The following is a 17,836-nucleotide window of genomic DNA, read 5'->3' as shown; positions in this document are numbered from 1 at the left end:
TAAACATATTTCAAGGAGATGCGGATGAAACAGTTTTTGATTGCCCCCTCAATTCTGTCGGCCGATTTTGCCCGCCTGGGTGAAGACACGGCGGAAGCTCTCGCAGCTGGCGCAGATGTCGTCCATTTCGACGTTATGGATAACCACTACGTTCCCAATCTGACCATCGGTCCGATGGTGCTCAAGGCCCTGCGTAACTACGGTATTACCGCACCGATCGACGTTCACCTGATGGTGAAGCCTGTCGATCGCATCGTGCCTGACTTTGCCGCAGCGGGCGCCAGCATTATCACTTTCCATCCGGAAGCCTCCGAGCACGTTGACCGCACGCTGCAGCTGATCAAAGAGAACGGCTGTAAGGCGGGGCTGGTGTTTAACCCGGCAACACCGTTGAGCTATCTCGATTACGTGATGGACAAGCTGGACGTGATTTTGCTGATGTCCGTTAACCCGGGCTTTGGCGGCCAGTCGTTCATCCCTCACACGCTGGATAAGCTGCGCGAAGTGCGCCGTCGCATTGACGAGTCTGGCTATGATATTCGTCTGGAAGTGGACGGCGGTGTGAAAGTGAATAATATTGGCGAAATTGCGGCAGCGGGCGCGGATATGTTCGTTGCAGGTTCGGCAATTTTCGACCAACCGGATTACAAAAAAGTCATTGATGAAATGCGCCGCGAGCTGGCGAAGGTAAGTCATGGATAAATTGCAGGCAATTCGGGGTGTGGCATTCGACCTCGACGGCACGCTGGTGGACAGCGCGCCGGGCTTAACGAGCGCCGTCGATCAGGCGCTGTATGCACTGGAACTGCCCGTTGCGGGCGAAGATCGTGTGATTACGTGGATTGGCAACGGTGCCGATGTCCTGATGGAGCGCGCGTTGACGTGGGCTCGTCAGGAACGCGCGTCGCAGCGTTCCGCGCAGGGGAAACCAAGCGTCGATCACGCCGATATCCCTCAGGATGAGCAGCTGCGTATTCTGCGCAAGCTGTTCGATCGCTTCTACGAAGAGACCGTCGAGGAGGGGAGCTTCCTTTTCCCGGACGTCCAGGAAACCCTGAGCGCGCTGCACGCGAAAGGCATCCCGCTGGGACTGGTGACCAACAAGCCGACGCCGTTTGTTGCGCCGCTGCTGGAAGCGCTCAATATCGCGAAATATTTCTCCGTGATTGTAGGCGGGGATGACGTGCAGAACAAAAAGCCGCATCCGGAGCCGCTGTTGCTGGTGGCAGGAAAATTATCCTTAACGCCTGCGGAGCTGCTCTTTGTCGGGGATTCGCGTAATGATATTCTGGCTGCCCGAGCGGCGGGGTGTCCTTCCGTCGGTTTAACCTATGGCTACAACTACGGTGAGGCCATTACGCTGAGTGAGCCGGATGTTGTGTTCGACCACTTCAAAGATTTGTTGCCCGCACTCGGGCTTTCGCACAGTGAACATCAGGAATTGAATAATGACTAAGCCCATCGTTTTTAGTGGCGCACAGCCTTCAGGTGAATTGACCATTGGTAACTACATGGGTGCGTTGCGTCAGTGGGTCAGCATGCAGGATGACTACCATTGCATTTACTGCATCGTAGATTTGCACGCTATCACCGCGCGTCAGGATCCTGAGAAGCTGCGCAAAGCCACCCTGGACACCCTGGCCCTCTATCTGGCCTGCGGTATCGATCCTGAAAAGAGCACCATTTTCGTTCAGTCTCACGTGCCGGAGCATGCGCAGCTGGGCTGGGCGCTGAACTGCTATACCTATTTCGGCGAGCTGAGCCGCATGACCCAGTTCAAGGATAAATCTGCCCGTTACTCTGAAAACATCAACGCCGGTCTGTTTGACTATCCGGTGCTGATGGCGGCCGACATCCTGCTGTACCAGACCAACCAGGTGCCGGTGGGTGAAGACCAGAAGCAGCACCTGGAGCTGAGCCGTGATATCGCCCAGCGCTTTAACGCGCTTTACGGCGACGTATTCAAAGTGCCAGAGCCGTTTATTCCGAAATCCGGCGCGCGCGTGATGTCGCTGCTGGAGCCAACCAAGAAGATGTCCAAGTCTGACGATAACCGCAACAACGTTATCGGCCTGCTGGAAGATCCGAAATCGGTGGTGAAAAAGCTCAAGCGCGCGGTCACCGACTCCGACGAGCCGCCTGTGGTGCGCTACGACGTGCAGAACAAAGCGGGCGTCTCCAACCTGCTGGACATTCTCTCCGGCGTGACCGGCCAGAGCATTCCCGAGCTGGAAAAACACTTCGAAGGCAAGATGTACGGCCACCTGAAGGGTGAAGTGGCAGAGGCCGTTTCCGGCATGCTGACCGAGCTGCAGGAGCGCTACAACCGCTACCGTAACGACGAAGCCTTCCTGCAGAAGGTGATGAAAGAGGGCGCAGAAAAAGCCAGCGCGCGCGCGTCCGAAACCCTGAAAGCGGTGTACGAGGCGATTGGGTTTGTGGCGAAACCTTAAGCCGCCACCCGACAAATACGGACTCAATAAAAAACCGGGAAATCCCCGGTTTTTTTACGCCTGGAAAACGCTTACTGCTGTGCCGCCGGGCCGCAACCGCCGATGATCTTCGAAATGGAGATCGCCGGGTGCAGCAGGTAATCGTAGCTGCAGTTATTTTTAGTATTTTGAACGTGACCGGTGCAGGCGGTCAGAGTCGATAACAGGCCAACCAGAACGGCGGCTTTTGCCAGCTTGAACATACGCATTCCTTGTCTAAAAATCTTAAATTGGATGTAACACGAGGGAATAAATGGAAAAGTTCCACTATGCGAGCGGTATGTTATCGACTGAGGTATGAAGGGAGTAGTCCGCTTAAGGACTACTCGAAGGGGGGAGAATATGCGTTAGTGATTCGAGAACCAGTTCAGCTTATCGCGCAGTTCAACCACGCGACCCACCACAATCAGCGCCGGGCTTTCGACCTGCTGCGCCAGCTCACCGAGCTGCGTCAGCGCGCCATTCACCACGCGCTGCTTGATTGACGTCCCGTTTTCCACCAGCGCAACGGGCATATCAGCCTCCATGCCGTGTTCCAGCAGTTTCGCCTGGATGGTGGCGGCCTGGTTCAGCCCCATGTAGAACACCAGCGTCTGCTTTTCAGCGGCCAGGTTATGCCAGTCCAGCTCGCTGCCGGTTTTCAGGTGGCCCGTGACCAGACGCACGCTTTGAGCGTAGTCGCGATGTGTCAACGGAATGCCTGAGTAGGCTGAACAGCCGGATGCCGCCGTTATGCCCGGCACCACGGAGAACGGAATGCCTGCATTGCACAGGGTTTCCAGCTCCTCGCCGCCGCGGCCAAAGATAAACGGATCGCCGCCCTTGAGGCGCACCACGCGTTTTCCCTTTTGCGCTTCACGCAGCAGGATCTGGTTAATCTCCTCCTGCGGCACGCAGTGATAGCCTGCCCGTTTACCGACGAAGACGCGGTCGGCGTCGCGGCGCACCAGGTTCATGATGTCATCGGAGACCAGGCGGTCATACACCACGATATCCGCCTGCTGGATCTGCTGGAGCCCTTTCAGGGTCAGTAAACCCGCATCTCCCGGACCAGCCCCGACCAGCACCACTTCACCACGGTGATCCAGCGGCTCGCTCAGCAGCTGCTCGGTCGTCTCTTCAACCGCTTTCGCGTCCTGATTCGCCAGCGACTGCGCCAGCCTGTCGTTAACGAAAAATTTCTCCCAGAAGCGACGACGCTCACCCACGGTTGAGAAGGTTTGCTTCACGCGGGAGCGAAGTTGCCCGGCGTAGTGGGCTATCTGGCCGAGATGCTGCGGCAAAATAGCTTCCAGTTTTTCCCGCAGCAGGCGGGCAAGTACGGGCGAGCGGCCGCCGGAAGACACCGCGATCATCAGCGGTGAACGGTCGATAATCGACGGCATGATAAAGCTGGCCTCTTTCGGCGCATCCACCACGTTGCAGAAGATCCGGCGCGCTTCGCAGGCGTCGCTGACGCGCTGGTTCACTTCATCGTCATCCGTCGCGGCAATGGTCAGCCAGCAGGTATCCAGCAGGGACTCATCAAACTCTCCCTGCACCAGCGTGAGCATCCCTTCCTGCGCCCAGACGTCAAACTGCGGAGCGAAGGTGAGGGCATTGACGGTCAGTCGGGCTCCAGCATCCAGCAACAGGCGCGCTTTGCGTTCAGCCACATCGCCGCCGCCCACAAGCAGGCAGTCGCGATGGCGTAATTGACAGAAAATCGGCAGGTGGTCCACGACGTTACCTCACAGCATTCAAGGAGGGGGTAAGAATTGACGTCAGGATAACAGCAGGAATCGTACAGAACATACGGTTTTTCCTGCCGTTACCCATAAGGGGTCATAAGCCTTTCCTATTGGAAAGGCGGAGGGTTACGCTTTGAGCTGCACCTTGCCGTCCTTCACGCGGGCGTCGTAGTGCTTCACCGAGAAGCTTTCATCTTCCATGCAGTGCCCGTCGGTTAAGCGGAAACGCTGCTTTTTCAGCGGGCTGGCGACCCACAGCTCACTCTGGTGTTCAGCAATCAGACCGCGGGAGAGCACGCTGGCCTCAAAGAACGGATCGATATTGCTGATGGCAAAGACCTGTTCATCGTGGCGAGGGCGGAAAATAGCTACCTGCTCGTTACCCAGCAAAGCACAGACGCCGGTTGCTGGCAGAATGTCGTTAATGTTGCAGATGTTTACCCACTGGCTCATGCGTTTTCCTCCACCAGCATCACCGGAATGCGTTCATACGGGGTTGCAGGACGATGCTGTTCGCGCTCCGGCACTACCTGCACGTTCGGGTCGCGCTGGGTGCTGTTGATAAAGTGTTTGAAGCGCGTCTGCGCCGCCGGGGTGTTGACGGTTTCGGTCCACTCGCAGATCACCGCCTCGCGCAGGCGAGCCATCTCGGATTCCAGCTGTTCGTTCAGACCCAGCTTGTCATCAATGATGACCGACTTCAGGTAGTCGATACCGCCTTCGAGATTATCCAGCCAGGAAGCGGTACGGGTCAGCTTATCGGCGGTACGGATGTAGAACATCATGAAGCGGTCGAGATACTGGATCAGCGTGTCGCGATCGAGATCCGCCGCCAGCAGGTCGGCGTGGCGTGGTTTCATCCCGCCATTGCCGCACACGTACAGGTTCCAGCCTTTCTCGGTGGCGATGATCCCTACGTCTTTACCCTGCGCTTCCGCACATTCACGGGTACAGCCGGAGACGCCGAACTTCATTTTGTGCGGGGTACGGATGCCTTTGTAGCGGTTTTCCAGCTCGACGCCGAATCCCACGCTGTCGCCCACGCCGTAGCGGCACCAGGTGCTGCCCACGCAGGTTTTCGCCATACGCAGCGCTTTGGCATACGCGTGACCGGTTTCGAAGCCCGCTTCAATCAACTGACGCCAGATTTCCGGCAGGTCATCCTTCTGCGCGCCAAACAGGCCGATACGCTGGGAACCGGTGATTTTGGTGTACAGATTAAACTCACGGGCGATACGGCCCACGGCGACCAGCCCTTCCGGGGTGATTTCGCCACCGGCGGAACGCGGAATGACGGAGTAAGTACCGTCTTTCTGGATGTTCGCCAGGAAGTTATCGTTGGTGTCCTGCAGCGGCGTGTGTTCTGGTTTGAGCACGTACTCATTCCAGCAGGACGCCAGCAGGGAGCCAACGGTCGGTTTACATACTTCACAGCCGTAACCCTGGCCGTGTTTCTCCAGCAGTTCGTCGAAGGACTTGATGCCTTCCACGCGGATCAGATGGTACAGCTCCTGGCGAGAGTAGGCGAAGTGCTCGCACAGGTTGTTGTTCACTTCGATGCCCTGTTTCGCCAGTTCAGCGTTCAGCACCTGAGTCACCAGTGGAATACAGCCGCCGCAGCCGGTACCGGCTTTGGTTTCGGCCTTCAGCGCCGCAACGGTGTGGCAGCCTTTGTTGATGGCGGAGATCAGCATGCCTTTGGTGACGTCGAAGCAGGAGCAAATCTGCGCGCTGTCCGGCAGTTTATCTACGCCGATAGATGGTTTACCGCTGGAGGCGTGCGCCGGCAGGATCAGCGCGTCCGGGTTTTCCGGCAGCTCAATGGCGTTCAGCACCAGCTGGAGCAGGTTACCGAAGTCGCTGGTATCGCCCACCAGCACTGCACCGAGCAGGGTTTTGTTGTCCTGGCTGACGATAAGGCGTTTGTAGACCTCTTTGCTTTCGTCCAGATAGACGTAGCTGCGGGAATTCGGGGTGCGGCCATGCGCATCGCCGATACCGCCTACGTCTACGCCCAGCAGCTTCAGCTTGGCGCTCATGTCTGCGCCGGTGAAGGCGTTTTCGCTGCCGAGGATATGGTCCACGGCGACCTGCGCCATTTTGTATCCTGGTGCCACCAGACCGTATACCCGGTTATTCCAGCTGGCGCACTCGCCAATGGCGTAGATATCCGGATCGGAGGTCTGGCAGGTATCGTTAATCATGATCCCGCCGCGCTGGGCTACGGCCAGGCCGCACTGCGTGGCGAGCTTGTCGCGCGGACGAATACCGGTGGAGAAGACGATGAAGTCCACTTCCAGCTCGCTGCCGTCGGCAAAGCGCATGGTTTTACGCGCCTCTGTGCCTTCCTGCACGATCTCTTTGGTGTTCTTGCTGGTGTGAACCTTCACACCCATGCTTTCGATTTTACGACGCAGCTGGTCGCCGCCCATGTGGTCCAGCTGTTCCGCCATCAGCATCGGGGCAAATTCGATAACGTGGGTTTCAACGCCGAGGTTTTTCAGCGCGCCTGCCGCTTCCAGGCCCAGCAGGCCACCGCCAACAACCGCACCGCGTTTGCTTCGACGTGCGCAGGATTCAATGGCGTTGAGGTCTTCAATGGTACGGTAAACGAAGCAATCCTGGGTTTCCGACCCTTTAATCGGCGGGATCCACGGATACGAGCCAGTCGCCATGATCAGCTTATCGTAAAAAACCGTACGCCCGGCGCTGGAGTGGATCACTTTCTCCTGACGGTTGATGGTGATAGCGCGTTCGCCCACCAGCACTTTTACGCCATGCTTCTCGTAGAACCCTTCGCGCACCAGAGAGAGCTCTTCGGCGGTATGGTGAGAGAAGTAGGAAGACAAGTGCACACGGTCGTACGCCTTGCGGGGTTCTTCACAGAACACGGTAATATCGAACTGGTCAGCATCGGCTTTATCGAGAAGATCCTCAATAAAGCGGTGGCCGACCATGCCGTTACCGATGATAGCGAGTCTGACTTTGCTCATTTTTGCCTCGATTTCTTTTCTATTACTGCCTACCTTAACGATTCAGCAGGGGCACTTATTGATGCAAATCAAATACGCCTTCACCTACCCCTTAGTGGGTATATCTATGATTTGTCAGGTTTTTTATAAGTAACGGATATTGTTTGATTTTTGTGCTTGCTTGTTTTTCGCACAAATTTGACGGGGTTTTTTACGAATCGGCAGTCAGAGCGGGTAAGCAGGGTAAAACCCCTTTGCAGAACGCAAAGGGGTTTTGACGATTAGTGGGTAGCCGTTGCCGTATTGTGCTGGCGGTGACGGGTCACGAAGCCCAGAATGAAACACATGATAAACACCACGGCATACAGACCGTTAGCGGTGTGCAGCGCGGCCAGCGGGCCGCTGTGCGCCACAATCGGGCCCGTGACCACGAAGGTCAGCATGGTGCCGATGGTGCCGCAGGTCAGCACGAAGTTCACCAGCTTTGGTGAAGCTACTTTGGTCTGCAGGGAGCCCAGGGTGATGATTGAGGTGTAAATCGCGCTGGAGAAGAAGCCCAGGGTCAGGATGAACCATGGCATATGCTCCGGGGCACCGTTGATGAACAGATACATCAGCACGGTCGCCAGACCCGCCAGGACGGTCAGAATACGTTGCAGGTCGAAGAAGCGCAGGATGAAGCTAAAGGCCCACATGCCGAACATGTAAGACATCCAGAAATCGCTCACCAGTTTGCCCGCGTCGTTCAGGCTCATGCCCAGACCTTTAGCGTATTCAGGTACCCACGAAATAAAGCCCAACTGACCGAGGATGTAGCACAGGGCGGCAATGGAGAGGAACAGCACGCCGATACCCCATTTTTCCTTCGCCACCGGCTCTGAGGTGGTCTGCGCTTTTTTGCCCAGCACCGGGAAGTCACAGCCGAAGGTCAGAATGAAGATCGCGACATAGACCAGACCGATACAGGCGTATACCCAGTACCATTCAATGCTGCGCGCGAGCAGATACGCGGCGACCATCGGGAAAATCATCCCGGCCATGCTGAAGAAGGAGTCGGTAAACAGCAGGCGCGCGCCGCGCTGGCGGCCTTCATACATGTGCGTAATAAGGAACGTACCGATCGACATCGTGATCCCGCTGACAAGGCCCAGCACGAACATGGCGGCGGAGAACAGGGCGATGCTGTGGCTCAACATCAGGCCCGCCACGGCGGCAACCATCAGCACGAAGCCGAAGCGCAGCTGGGTTTTCAGCGGGACGATTTCCATCAGCCAGGCATTCAGGAAAATTGAGATCAGGATCCCCGCGTTGAGGAAGGTGAAGGTGTTACTCATGCTGGAAACGGGCAGCTGGAAGTAGTCTGCGATATTTCCCATCACCATCCCGGTGACGATCACCAACGCGCCGGTCAGGGCGTAGGAGAAGAAGCTTATCCATGTGAGCTTGATGCGATTGCTGTTAGTCATGTCTGGCCTGTTCATAAAAAGAAAAGCGCCGGTAGGGCGCTGAGAGCGGGCAGATTTTAGTCGCTAAAGTGATCTATTCCTATCTTTTAAGGGAAATGAATATGCCATTGCAGGTTTTAGTGTGATCTAAATCACACTAAATGGCGGTATAACCAATCGTTTGCGCAGTAATAATTGTTTCAATTTCGTAAAATTAGGTAAAAGGCTGGTCTCGGTTCATACTGCTCTTTAGAATCAAGCCATTCGCTTTTTATACTGCGCTTTGTTAAGGAATTCTCATGCTCAAATCAACACTGGCGGCTGTCGCAGCTGTGTTTGCTCTTTCTGCCGTTTCCCCTGCTGCGCTGGCAGCCAAAGGGGACCCTCACGTTCTGCTGACCACCTCTGCCGGGAACATTGAGCTGGAACTGAATAGCCAGAAAGCTCCGGTTTCTGTGAAAAACTTCCTCGACTATGTGAACAGTGGTTTCTATAACAACACCACCTTCCACCGCGTGATCCCTGGCTTCATGATTCAGGGCGGCGGCTTCAACGAGCAGATGCAGCAGAAACAGCCTAACCCACCCATCAAAAACGAAGCGGACAACGGCCTGCTGAACAAGCGCGGCACCATCTCCATGGCGCGCACGGCGGATAAAGACAGCGCCACCAGCCAGTTCTTCCTCAACGTGGCGGATAACGCTTTCCTCGACCACGGCCAGCGCGACTTCGGCTATGCGGTCTTCGGTAAAATTGTGAAAGGGATGGACGTGGCGGACAAAATCTCTCAGGTTCAGACCCACGATGTCGGTCCATACCAGAATGTGCCGTCTAAGCCAGTGGTGATTCTCTCCGCGAAAGTGCTGCCGTAATCGTTCTCCCACACGGGCATATCCTGCCCGTGTCTTTCAGCCCTCCCTGCGAAAGCGCGTTTTGCTGCTTATACTTGTGGCAAACGGACTATTCAGGGAGGCGTTAAGTGAAAAAACTCACCGATAAGCAAAAATCCCGTCTCTGGGAGCAACAGCGTAACGTCAATTTTCAGGCCAGTTGTCTCCTTGAAAAAGGTAATGGTCCTTCAGAGCCCGGCATTGAGACGCTGGAGCTTGGGCCTTCGGCGCCCGGGCTACCGCATCTGTGCCTCATTCATCGCCATCTGTATCACAGAGAGATGAAGCAGGCAGGCGAATTCCGTACCGACGATATTTTTAAGGGTGACATTCCCTTCTGCCATTTTGAGTACATCGAGACGATGGGTAACGAACTGATGGCGGCGCTGGAAAGTGATAAGTATCTTGTGGGTCTTGAAAAAGCGGCGTTTGTTGAAAAAGTGAGCCATTACTACTGTGAAATCAATATGCTGCATCCCTTTATGCGCGGTAATGGCATTGCTCAGCGCGTCTTCTTTGAGCAGCTGGCCATCCACGCGAATTACGCGCTGGACTGGCGGGATATTGATCCCGAGCAGTGGGTGGCGGCGAACCGAAGCGGTGCCACGGGCGATTTGACCGCGCTGAGCGCTATCTTTGCCAAAGTAGTGAGCGAAGCGCGGGAATCTGAGTAGAATAGGGCGGCATTTTTTTCGGGAGCCGCCATGATTCTGCTGATTGATAACTACGATTCCTTCACCTGGAACCTTTACCAGTATTTTTGTGAACTGGGTGCAGAGGTGGTTGTCCGCCGCAACGACGAACTCAGCCTGTCTGATATTGAGACGCTGGCTCCGCAGAAAATCGTCATTTCGCCGGGACCGTGTACGCCGTCGGAATCGGGCATTTCTCTGGAGGTTATTCACCACTATGCCGGCAGGCTGCCGATCCTGGGTGTCTGTCTCGGTCATCAGGCGATTGCCCAGGCATTTGGGGCTACCATCGTGCGTGCCGCGAAAGTGATGCACGGCAAAACCTCGCCGGTCACCCACACCGGCACGGGCGTATTCACAGGGCTCAATAACCCGCTAACCGTGACGCGCTACCATTCGCTGGTGATTGACCCACCGACGCTGCCCGACTGCTTCGACGTGACCGCCTGGAGCGATACGCAGGAGATCATGGGGATTCGCCACCGCGAGTGGGATCTCGAAGGCGTGCAGTTCCACCCTGAAAGTATCCTCAGCGAGCAGGGGCACGCTCTGCTGGCAAATTTCCTCAATCGCTGAATATCTGTTGCCTTGTTGTGAGTTTTTATGCATATTTTGTGATTATATTTTCACAATGAATGTGACATAAAATGGATGGGCATGACATGGCAACTGAACAACCAGCAATTACCCGCGCGACATTCGATGAAGTGATTCTGCCGATTTATGCACCGGCTGAGTTTATCCCGGTGAAGGGGAAAGGCAGCCGCGTCTGGGATCAGCAGGGCAAGGAGTATGTGGATTTCGCGGGCGGTATTGCGGTCACGGCGCTGGGCCACTGCCATCCTGCGCTGGTGGACGCGCTGAAAACCCAGGGCGAAACCCTGTGGCACACCAGCAACGTGTTCACCAACGAACCTGCGCTGCGACTGGGCCGTAAGATCATTGATGCGACCTTTGCCGAGCGCGTGCTGTTTATGAACTCCGGCACCGAAGCCAACGAAACCGCCTTTAAGCTGGCGCGTTACTACGCCACCACGCGCCACAGCCCGTACAAAACTAAAATCATCGCCTTCCATAACGCCTTCCACGGACGCTCTTTCTTTACCGTCTCCGTTGGCGGCCAGCCGAAGTATTCCGACGGCTTCGGTCCGAAACCAGCCGACATTATCCACGTGCCGTTTAACGATCTGCACGCGGTGAAAGCGGTGATGGACGACCACACCTGCGCGGTGGTGGTGGAGCCGATTCAGGGCGAAGGCGGCGTGACCGCGGCAACCCCGGAATTCCTGAAAGGGCTGCGCGAACTGTGCGACGAACATCAGGCGCTACTGGTGCTTGATGAAGTGCAGTCCGGGATGGGGCGTACCGGAGAGCTGTTTGCCTACATGCACTACGGCGTGACGCCGGATATTCTGACCAGCGCGAAAGCGCTCGGCGGCGGTTTTCCGGTGAGTGCGGTACTGACGACGCAGGAGATTGCCTCTGCGTTCCACGTCGGGTCTCACGGCTCGACCTACGGCGGTAACCCGCTGGCGAGCGCCGTGGCGGGTGCCGCGTTCGACATCATCAACACCCCTGAGGTGCTAAACGGCGTTAGCGCGAAACGCGAGCTGTTTGTGCAGCATCTCCAGCAGATTAACAATAAGTACGACGTCTTCAGCGAGATCCGCGGCATGGGGCTGCTGATTGGTGCGGAACTTAAGCCGCAGTACAAAGGCCGCGCGCGCGATTTCCTGCATGCCGCCGCTCGCGAAGGGGTGATGGTGCTCAACGCCGGGCCGGACGTGATGCGTTTTGCGCCGTCGCTGGTAGTGGAAGAGAAAGATATTGACGACGGGTTAACCCGCTTTGCCGCGGCGGTCGAGAAGATCGTAAAAGGCTAATACTCGGTTCGCTTTAACCGCCGCGTTAACCAAATGCCGTGATGCGGGCGCTGACGCCATGCCACCGACGAAATGGTGTGCATGGTGTTCAGATGTCCCAGTACGCGCTGCAAATGCTGCTCCAGGGTGCTCATCGGCCCGTGGGTCAGCGTCTCCGGTGCCTCCAGAATGTTCGAATCCCCCGACTCGCCCGGCGCGTCATACTCCAGACGCTGCTGACACCGCTGCAGGGCAATTTCACAGGACTGCAAATAGCGCTGCGCCAGATCCGGCGTCAGCATCGTGTGTTCGCGCGCCAGCGTGGTCATGGCGTTAATGTGCTCGACGATAAACTGGCTGTGCGTGACCCACAGCTTCATATCGGCAAGATAGTGTGAGTTAAAGCCCGGCTCCTGCATCGCCTGGTTGAGCGAGTTAAACAGGGCGTTGTGCGCCTGGTTGACCTTCATCCGCTGATACGCCAGCGGGGAGGGCTGCGGATCGTCGCTCAGGATCAGACGAATGGCCTGCTGATCAGCCTCCAGCGCGTCGTGGGCGTTCTGCCTCAGCAGCCCGCTCTGCCACTGCGGCCACAGCCAGACCATGCCGCCAAAGGCAATCAGGCAGCCGATCAGGGTATCAATCAGCCTGGCGACAATAAACTGTTCGCCGTTAAGCGTCAGCAGCTGAAGGGTATATACCGCCGTCACCGTAAAGCCCACCATCGCCCAGCCGTAGTTTTTGCGAATGATTAGATAGCTTACCAGGGTGATCGCCAGCATGCCCGCCAGGGTATAGCCCTCGGGCACGTGAAAATGCAGCGTCACGCCCGCAATAATCAGCCCCGCCATCGTGCCGCCTGCCCGGTGCAGAATGCGCACCCGCGTGGCGCCATAGCCGTTCTGGGTAACAAACAGCACGGTCATTAAGATCCAGTACGGTTTCGGCAGGTGGAGCGCCATGCCCATCAGGCTGGCGATACTGAGCATGACGCTAATCCTTGCAGCGTTGCGCAGAGCGGAAGATTTCAGAGACAGGTAGCTTCTCAGCGCCGGCAGCAGCGGCAGACGTTTCTGTTTATCCGCCATCAGGTCACGGGAATAAAGCGGGCGCTGGGTGCGCAGCACGCGGGCGATGCGGCTGAAGTGCCAGGCGGCAAACTGGCCGACCGGGTTATCCGGGTGCTGACGGGCGATTTTCTCCAGCGCGCCGAGCTGTTTGTCCATGTTAAAGCGCGTGGGGTAGCGGTGGTAGAGAATATCATCGGCCAGCACCCGCAGGCGCGCGGAGACGGTTTGTGCGTTCCAGCGGATCACCGCTTCGGCATGGCTGCGCTCAACCAGCTTTTGCACCTCCTGCGGGTGGTGAAGGCTAACGGAGATATGCTCCTGAAGATCCAGCCCCACCTGGAAGGTGCGCAACAGCCGTTTATATTCGTGGTTCTTGTTGGCGGCGAGCATATGCAGCTGCTGATAGCACTGGCTTATCAGGTCTACCACCTTTTGCTGGCGCGTCAGCAATGGCGGTAAGGATTTTTCCGGATCCGTATGCTGGGTGAGCAGGGTGTATTTGGCTTCACAGTAATCCGCAAGCTGCACGTAGAGCAGGCTCAGAGATTCGCGCAGCGGCTGCTCCCGCCACAGCCAGAACCAGAACCAGTTAAACAGCCCGTACCACAGCGTGCCGAGGGCGTAGATCAGCAGCGGCTCCCACACGGGCATATTACCGGCGAGGCTCAGGGTGAAGATGGCCGCAATGAGTGACGCGGGAAGCAGCCGGGCATGGAGCGAGCTGATTTCGGCGGTGACGCCGAGGGTCATCGCCAGCACGGTCAGGATCAGCGGCAGGGGAATATCGCGAGCCAGCAGAAGCTGCACCGCGAGGCTACAGCCAGCAAACAGCGAGCCGCCAATTATCAGACGTTTGAAAAAGCGTTTATGGGGCGTGTCCAGACCGGCAATGTTGCAGCAGGCGGGGACGAGAGAAAACAGCAGGCCCTGCTGAAGATGTCCCAGGATCAGGCCCACGGCCACGGGAAGACACAGCACCAGCGTTTGTCGTAGTGCGTAGTTAACTTCCGGGTGATAGATCAGCCTGCGCCACATGGGGAATAGAGACAAAAACGGCGTGACACCTCGCGATGGCACGCCGTTTAGGCAGGATTAACGGGTTCCGTAAACCACGATGGTTTTACCGTGGGCGGAGATCAGGTTTTGATCTTCCAGCATTTTCAGAATACGGCCCACCGTTTCGCGGGAGCAACCGACGATCTGACCGATTTCCTGACGGGTAATTTTAATTTGCATGCCGTCCGGGTGGGTCATCGCGTCTGGCTGTTTCGCCAGGTTCAGCAGAGTCTGCGCGATACGGCCAGTCACGTCCAGGAAGGCGAGGTTACCCACTTTCTCTGACGTCACCTGCAGACGGCGCGCCATCTGGGAAGAAAGACGCATCAGGATGTCAGGGTTAACCTGAATCAGCTGACGGAATTTCTTATAAGAAATTTCAGCCACTTCACATGCTGTCTTTGCACGAACCCAGGCGCTACGTTCCTGGCCTTCTTCAAACAGGCCCAGTTCACCGATAAAATCGCCCTGGTTCAGATAGGAAAGGATCATCTCTTTGCCTTCCTCATCTTTGATCAGCACTGCCACCGAGCCTTTGACGATGTAATACAAGGTTTCCGCTTTTTCACCCTGGTGAATCAGCGTGCTCTTCGATGGGTACTTATGAATGTGGCAATGAGACAAGAACCATTCGAGAGTCGGGTCTGTTTGCGGTTTGCCAAGCACCATGCGCTGTTATCCTCTGTTATAAGCTGTCACCAGAGTCATCAGATGCATCCGGACTCTGGGGTTGCAATCGAATTCTTACCCATACCCTGGGAAGTCGGCTGTCGTAACGTTTCGCAGCCAGTAAAGTTTGATGTCCTCTGCATACATGTGTAACGTCAATGTATTACTGTAGCATCCTGAGTGTTTTAGCATAGCTTTTGCCGCGTGTCTCCTGGTGTCTCGCTTCAGCATGATGCAGGTCGCCTTCCATTGCGAGAAATGTAACGCACGCGTAATCTGTCACCAAAAATGCAACGTTGGAGTTAATGAATATGCAAGCGCGCGTGAAGTGGGTTGAAGGTTTAACGTTCCTGGGCGAGTCCGCATCAGGACACCAGATTTTGATGGATGGTAACTCCGGCGATAAAGCCCCAAGCCCAATGGAAATGGTGCTGATGGCGGCAGGCGGATGCAGCGCGATTGACGTGGTGTCGATTCTGCAAAAAGGCCGTCATGACGTGACGGATTGCGAGGTTAAACTCACCTCAGAACGTCGCGAAGAGGCGCCACGCCTGTTCACCCACATTAATCTGCACTTTGTTGTCACCGGGAAAGAACTGAAAGACGCGGCGGTCTCACGCGCGGTGGATCTCTCTGCGGAGAAATACTGCTCTGTGGCGTTAATGCTGGAGAAAGCGGTAAAAATCACCCATTCGTATGAAGTGATCGAGGCTTAATTATTGGGGCATCGTGCGTGTTGATGCCCTCACCCTAACCCTCTCCCACGGGGCTGAGGGTTCCCCAGAAAAATGAAAAGCACGATGAAGTGTGATCTACTGGTTGCGCTAACAAATCAGAAGAGACCTCATCGTGCCTTTACAGACAGTCTGCCAGAAATTTTTCTCCGCGTCTTTATCTGACATTCACAGCTTCCGGGTTAATGTCCTTGTTTCCATGGCCGTCGCGCTCACCCACGGCGCATCCCTGACCCTGACCAGCCTGGGGCGAACCCTTCCCGGCAGGGCGCACGTCAAAAATAAAATTAAACGTGTTGACCGTGCCCTGGGTAATGCCGCCCTTCACCGTGATATTCCCCGCATTCAGCACCTGCTCACACATACCATCACCTCCCTGATGCCCTTCTGCGTTATCGCTGTCGACTGGACCGGCTGGCATGACAGGAACTGGCATCTTCTGCGGGCAAGCCTGGTCTGTAATGGTCGTTCACTTCCGCTTATGAGTGAGGTTGTCCCCGCAGAGCTGGCGCAGAACAGTGATGTCCAGTGCCGCTTCCTTGACCGCCTGCATGCTGCCATCCCGAAAGATAAAGCCATTACCATCCTTACGGATGCCGGCTTTCGGACAGACTGGTTCCGGCATGTAAGTCAGCTGGGCTGGAGCTTCACTGGCAGAGTCAGGGGCTGTATCAGCTTCCGGCTGGACGGAGATAAAAAGTGGATGAAAATCAGCGAGCTTGAGGCTACCGGGCAACCGGTCTGCGTGGGTTACGGTGTCCTGTCCCGTAAACACCGTATCCCCTGTTACGGCCGGTTTTATCTGCACAAACGCCCGGAGGCAGGGCGTCGCGGAAAGGGAGGCATGCCAAAAACACAGCGGGAACACCGCAGCAGTGCGCGGGAGCCCTGGCTGCTGTTCAGTAATGCAGAAGGGCTGGAACCGCACCAGATAATGGCCCTGTACAGCCGACGAATGCAGATAGAACAAAACTTCCGGGACGACAAAAGCCCACGCTTCGGGTTCGGTCTGAGGCTGAGCCGGAGCCAGGGAAAAGGGCGACTGGAAGTGCTGAATATGGTCGCGGCGATGGCAAGTCTGGTGATGTGGCTGGCAGGTTACAGGGCAGAAAGGCAGTGTTTACACTGGCATTATCAGGCAAGCAGTATCAGGCACAGGCGGGTGCTGTCTTACCTGAGTCTGGCAGAAGAAGTGCTCCGGCATGAACCTGGAAAAGTGAGGCGGCTGAATATAGGTAACGAGATGAAAAAGCTGGGAAAAGAGTACAGTAATATGGTCATGGAGGCATGACCATATTACTGGGGATCCCTCAGCCCACGGGGAGAGGGAACATGTTCACGCGATCTGTTTCCCTTCCATCAGTCGCTCCACCAGCGGCGTCATGATCAGCTCCATTGCCAGCCCCATTTTTCCACCGGGAACCACTAACGTATTCATGTGGGAAATAAACGAGCCCTGCAGCATCGCCAGCAGCCAGGGGTAATCAATGCCTTCAAGATTGCGGAAGTGGATTACCACAAAGCTCTCATCCAACGAAGGGATGCTCTTCGCCGCGAACGGATTGGAAGTGTCCACCGTCGGCACGCGCTGGAAGTTAATGTGCGTGCGGGAGAACTGCGGCGTGAGATAGTTGATGTAATCTTCCATGGAGCGCACCACCGAGTCCATTACCGCCTCGCGCGAATGGCCGCGCTCGCTCATGTCGCGCGTCAGCTTCTGGATCCACTCCAGGTTAACGATCGGTACCACCCCGACCAGCAGATCCACATGGCGCGCCACGTCGTGCTGAGGTGTGACAACGCCGCCGTGCAATCCTTCATAAAACAGCACGTCGGTGGGTTCCGGCAGCGGTTGCCAGGGGGTAAAGGTGCCCGGCACCTGATTCCAGGGTACGGCTTCGTCGTAGGTGTGCAGATACTTACGGGACTGCCCGGTACCGCTCTGACCGTATTCGCGGAAGGTTTGCTCCAGCAGGCCGAAATCATTGGCTTCCGGGCCAAAGTAGCTGATGTGTTTACCCAGATCGCGTGCCTTGCGGATCGCCATGTCCATCTCAGGCCGCGTATAGCGGTGAAAGCTGTCGCCTTCGACCTCCGCCGAACGGAGATTCAGCTGGGCGAAAATCTTGCGAAAAGCGAGGCTGGTGGTGGTGGTTCCCGCACCACTCGACCCCGTAACGGCAATAATGGGATGTCTGGCAGACATAGCAACTCCCTGACGGAA

Annotated in this window: 17 protein-coding genes; 9 read left to right on the top strand and 8 right to left on the bottom strand. The window is 56.4% G+C overall.

Features of this window, described 5'->3' with window-relative positions; all coding sequences use genetic code 11:
- The first annotated feature begins 24 nt into the window (after positions 1–24).
- From rpe to trpS, 3 genes are read left to right on the top strand one after another with little or no spacing between them, the layout of a single operon-like run.
- Positions 25–702 (top strand): ribulose-phosphate 3-epimerase, encoded by a 678-nt coding sequence (rpe, locus tag OKF39_RS21705; RefSeq protein ID WP_023333698.1) that lies wholly within the window; start codon positions 25–27, stop codon positions 700–702.
- The gene (gph, locus tag OKF39_RS21700; RefSeq protein WP_028014658.1) at positions 695–1,456 is read left to right on the top strand and encodes a phosphoglycolate phosphatase; all 762 of its coding nucleotides are present in this window, start codon (positions 695–697) and stop codon (positions 1,454–1,456) included. The genes rpe and gph overlap by 8 nt, the downstream gene beginning before the upstream one ends.
- Positions 1,449–2,453: a tryptophan--tRNA ligase gene (gene trpS / locus OKF39_RS21695; protein ID WP_041911924.1), complete on the top strand. Its 1,005-nt coding sequence runs from the start codon at positions 1,449–1,451 to the stop codon at positions 2,451–2,453. Before gph ends, trpS begins: the two co-directional genes overlap by 8 nt.
- A 71-nt stretch (positions 2,454–2,524) precedes the next feature.
- Here trpS and OKF39_RS21690 read toward each other — a convergent pair whose 3' ends face one another.
- From OKF39_RS21690 to tsgA, 5 genes are all read right to left on the bottom strand, one after another.
- Entirely contained in the window at positions 2,525–2,695 is a 171-nt protein-coding gene (locus OKF39_RS21690; protein ID WP_008503029.1) for a YhfL family protein, read from the bottom strand.
- A 144-nt stretch (positions 2,696–2,839) separates the two neighbouring features.
- Positions 2,840–4,213, bottom strand: a complete 1,374-nt coding sequence (cysG, locus tag OKF39_RS21685; protein ID WP_028014655.1) for a siroheme synthase CysG — start codon at positions 4,211–4,213, stop codon at positions 2,840–2,842.
- A gap of 135 nt (positions 4,214–4,348) precedes the next feature.
- Positions 4,349–4,675 carry a nitrite reductase small subunit NirD gene (gene nirD, locus OKF39_RS21680; RefSeq protein ID WP_248215503.1) on the bottom strand — a complete coding sequence of 109 codons (327 nt, stop codon included), beginning with the start codon at positions 4,673–4,675 and terminating at the stop codon, positions 4,349–4,351.
- Positions 4,672–7,215, bottom strand: a complete 2,544-nt coding sequence (gene nirB, locus OKF39_RS21675; protein ID WP_028014653.1) for a nitrite reductase large subunit NirB — start codon at positions 7,213–7,215, stop codon at positions 4,672–4,674. The genes nirD and nirB overlap by 4 nt, the downstream gene beginning before the upstream one ends.
- Before the next feature lie 260 nt (positions 7,216–7,475).
- Entirely contained in the window at positions 7,476–8,660 is a 1,185-nt protein-coding gene (gene tsgA, locus OKF39_RS21670; protein ID WP_045259345.1) for an MFS transporter TsgA, read from the bottom strand.
- 278 nt (positions 8,661–8,938) lie between these two features.
- Between tsgA and ppiA the strand changes: the two genes are divergently transcribed.
- The 4 genes from ppiA (at position 8,939) to argD (ending at position 12,104) form a co-directional block, all read left to right on the top strand.
- Positions 8,939–9,511, top strand: a complete 573-nt coding sequence (ppiA, locus tag OKF39_RS21665) for a peptidylprolyl isomerase A (RefSeq protein ID WP_032644556.1) — start codon at positions 8,939–8,941, stop codon at positions 9,509–9,511.
- A 107-nt stretch (positions 9,512–9,618) separates the two neighbouring features.
- Positions 9,619–10,203, top strand: coding sequence for a putative adenosine monophosphate-protein transferase Fic (locus OKF39_RS21660; RefSeq protein ID WP_028014650.1), 585 nt, complete (start codon positions 9,619–9,621; stop codon positions 10,201–10,203).
- Between the two features lie 30 nt (positions 10,204–10,233).
- Positions 10,234–10,797 (top strand): aminodeoxychorismate synthase component 2, encoded by a 564-nt coding sequence (pabA, locus tag OKF39_RS21655; RefSeq protein ID WP_028014649.1) that lies wholly within the window; start codon positions 10,234–10,236, stop codon positions 10,795–10,797.
- Positions 10,798–10,883: 86 nt separating this feature from the next.
- The gene (gene argD / locus OKF39_RS21650) at positions 10,884–12,104 is read left to right on the top strand and encodes a bifunctional acetylornithine/succinyldiaminopimelate transaminase (RefSeq protein WP_479983340.1); all 1,221 of its coding nucleotides are present in this window, start codon (positions 10,884–10,886) and stop codon (positions 12,102–12,104) included.
- Here the strand turns inward: argD and OKF39_RS21645 are convergent.
- Positions 12,101–14,188, bottom strand: a complete 2,088-nt coding sequence (locus OKF39_RS21645) for a YccS/YhfK family putative transporter (RefSeq protein ID WP_045630318.1) — start codon at positions 14,186–14,188, stop codon at positions 12,101–12,103. The genes argD and OKF39_RS21645 overlap by 4 nt on opposite strands.
- 57 nt (positions 14,189–14,245) lie before the next feature.
- Positions 14,246–14,878 (bottom strand): cAMP-activated global transcriptional regulator CRP, encoded by a 633-nt coding sequence (gene crp, locus OKF39_RS21640; RefSeq protein WP_000242758.1) that lies wholly within the window; start codon positions 14,876–14,878, stop codon positions 14,246–14,248.
- Between the two features lie 311 nt (positions 14,879–15,189).
- On the opposite strand from crp, the gene OKF39_RS21635 reads away from it, so the two are divergent.
- Together OKF39_RS21635 and OKF39_RS21630 are read left to right on the top strand one after the other, a co-directional pair.
- Complete coding sequence (locus OKF39_RS21635; protein WP_008503018.1) at positions 15,190–15,594, top strand: OsmC family protein; 405 nt, start codon at positions 15,190–15,192, stop codon at positions 15,592–15,594.
- Positions 15,595–15,727: 133 nt separating this feature from the next.
- Entirely contained in the window at positions 15,728–16,903 is a 1,176-nt protein-coding gene (locus OKF39_RS21630; protein WP_232929599.1) for an IS4 family transposase, read from the top strand.
- A gap of 45 nt (positions 16,904–16,948) precedes the next feature.
- Here the strand turns inward: OKF39_RS21630 and OKF39_RS21625 are convergent, their stop codons facing one another.
- Positions 16,949–17,818, bottom strand: a complete 870-nt coding sequence (locus OKF39_RS21625; protein WP_028014646.1) for a phosphoribulokinase — start codon at positions 17,816–17,818, stop codon at positions 16,949–16,951.
- Between the last annotated feature and the right edge of the window lie 18 nt (positions 17,819–17,836).

This window comes from Enterobacter cloacae complex sp. HYC042_NIDB (assembly GCF_056673315.1).
Note: the sequence above shows the minus strand (reverse complement) of the source record. Positions and strands in the feature narration are given on the sequence as shown.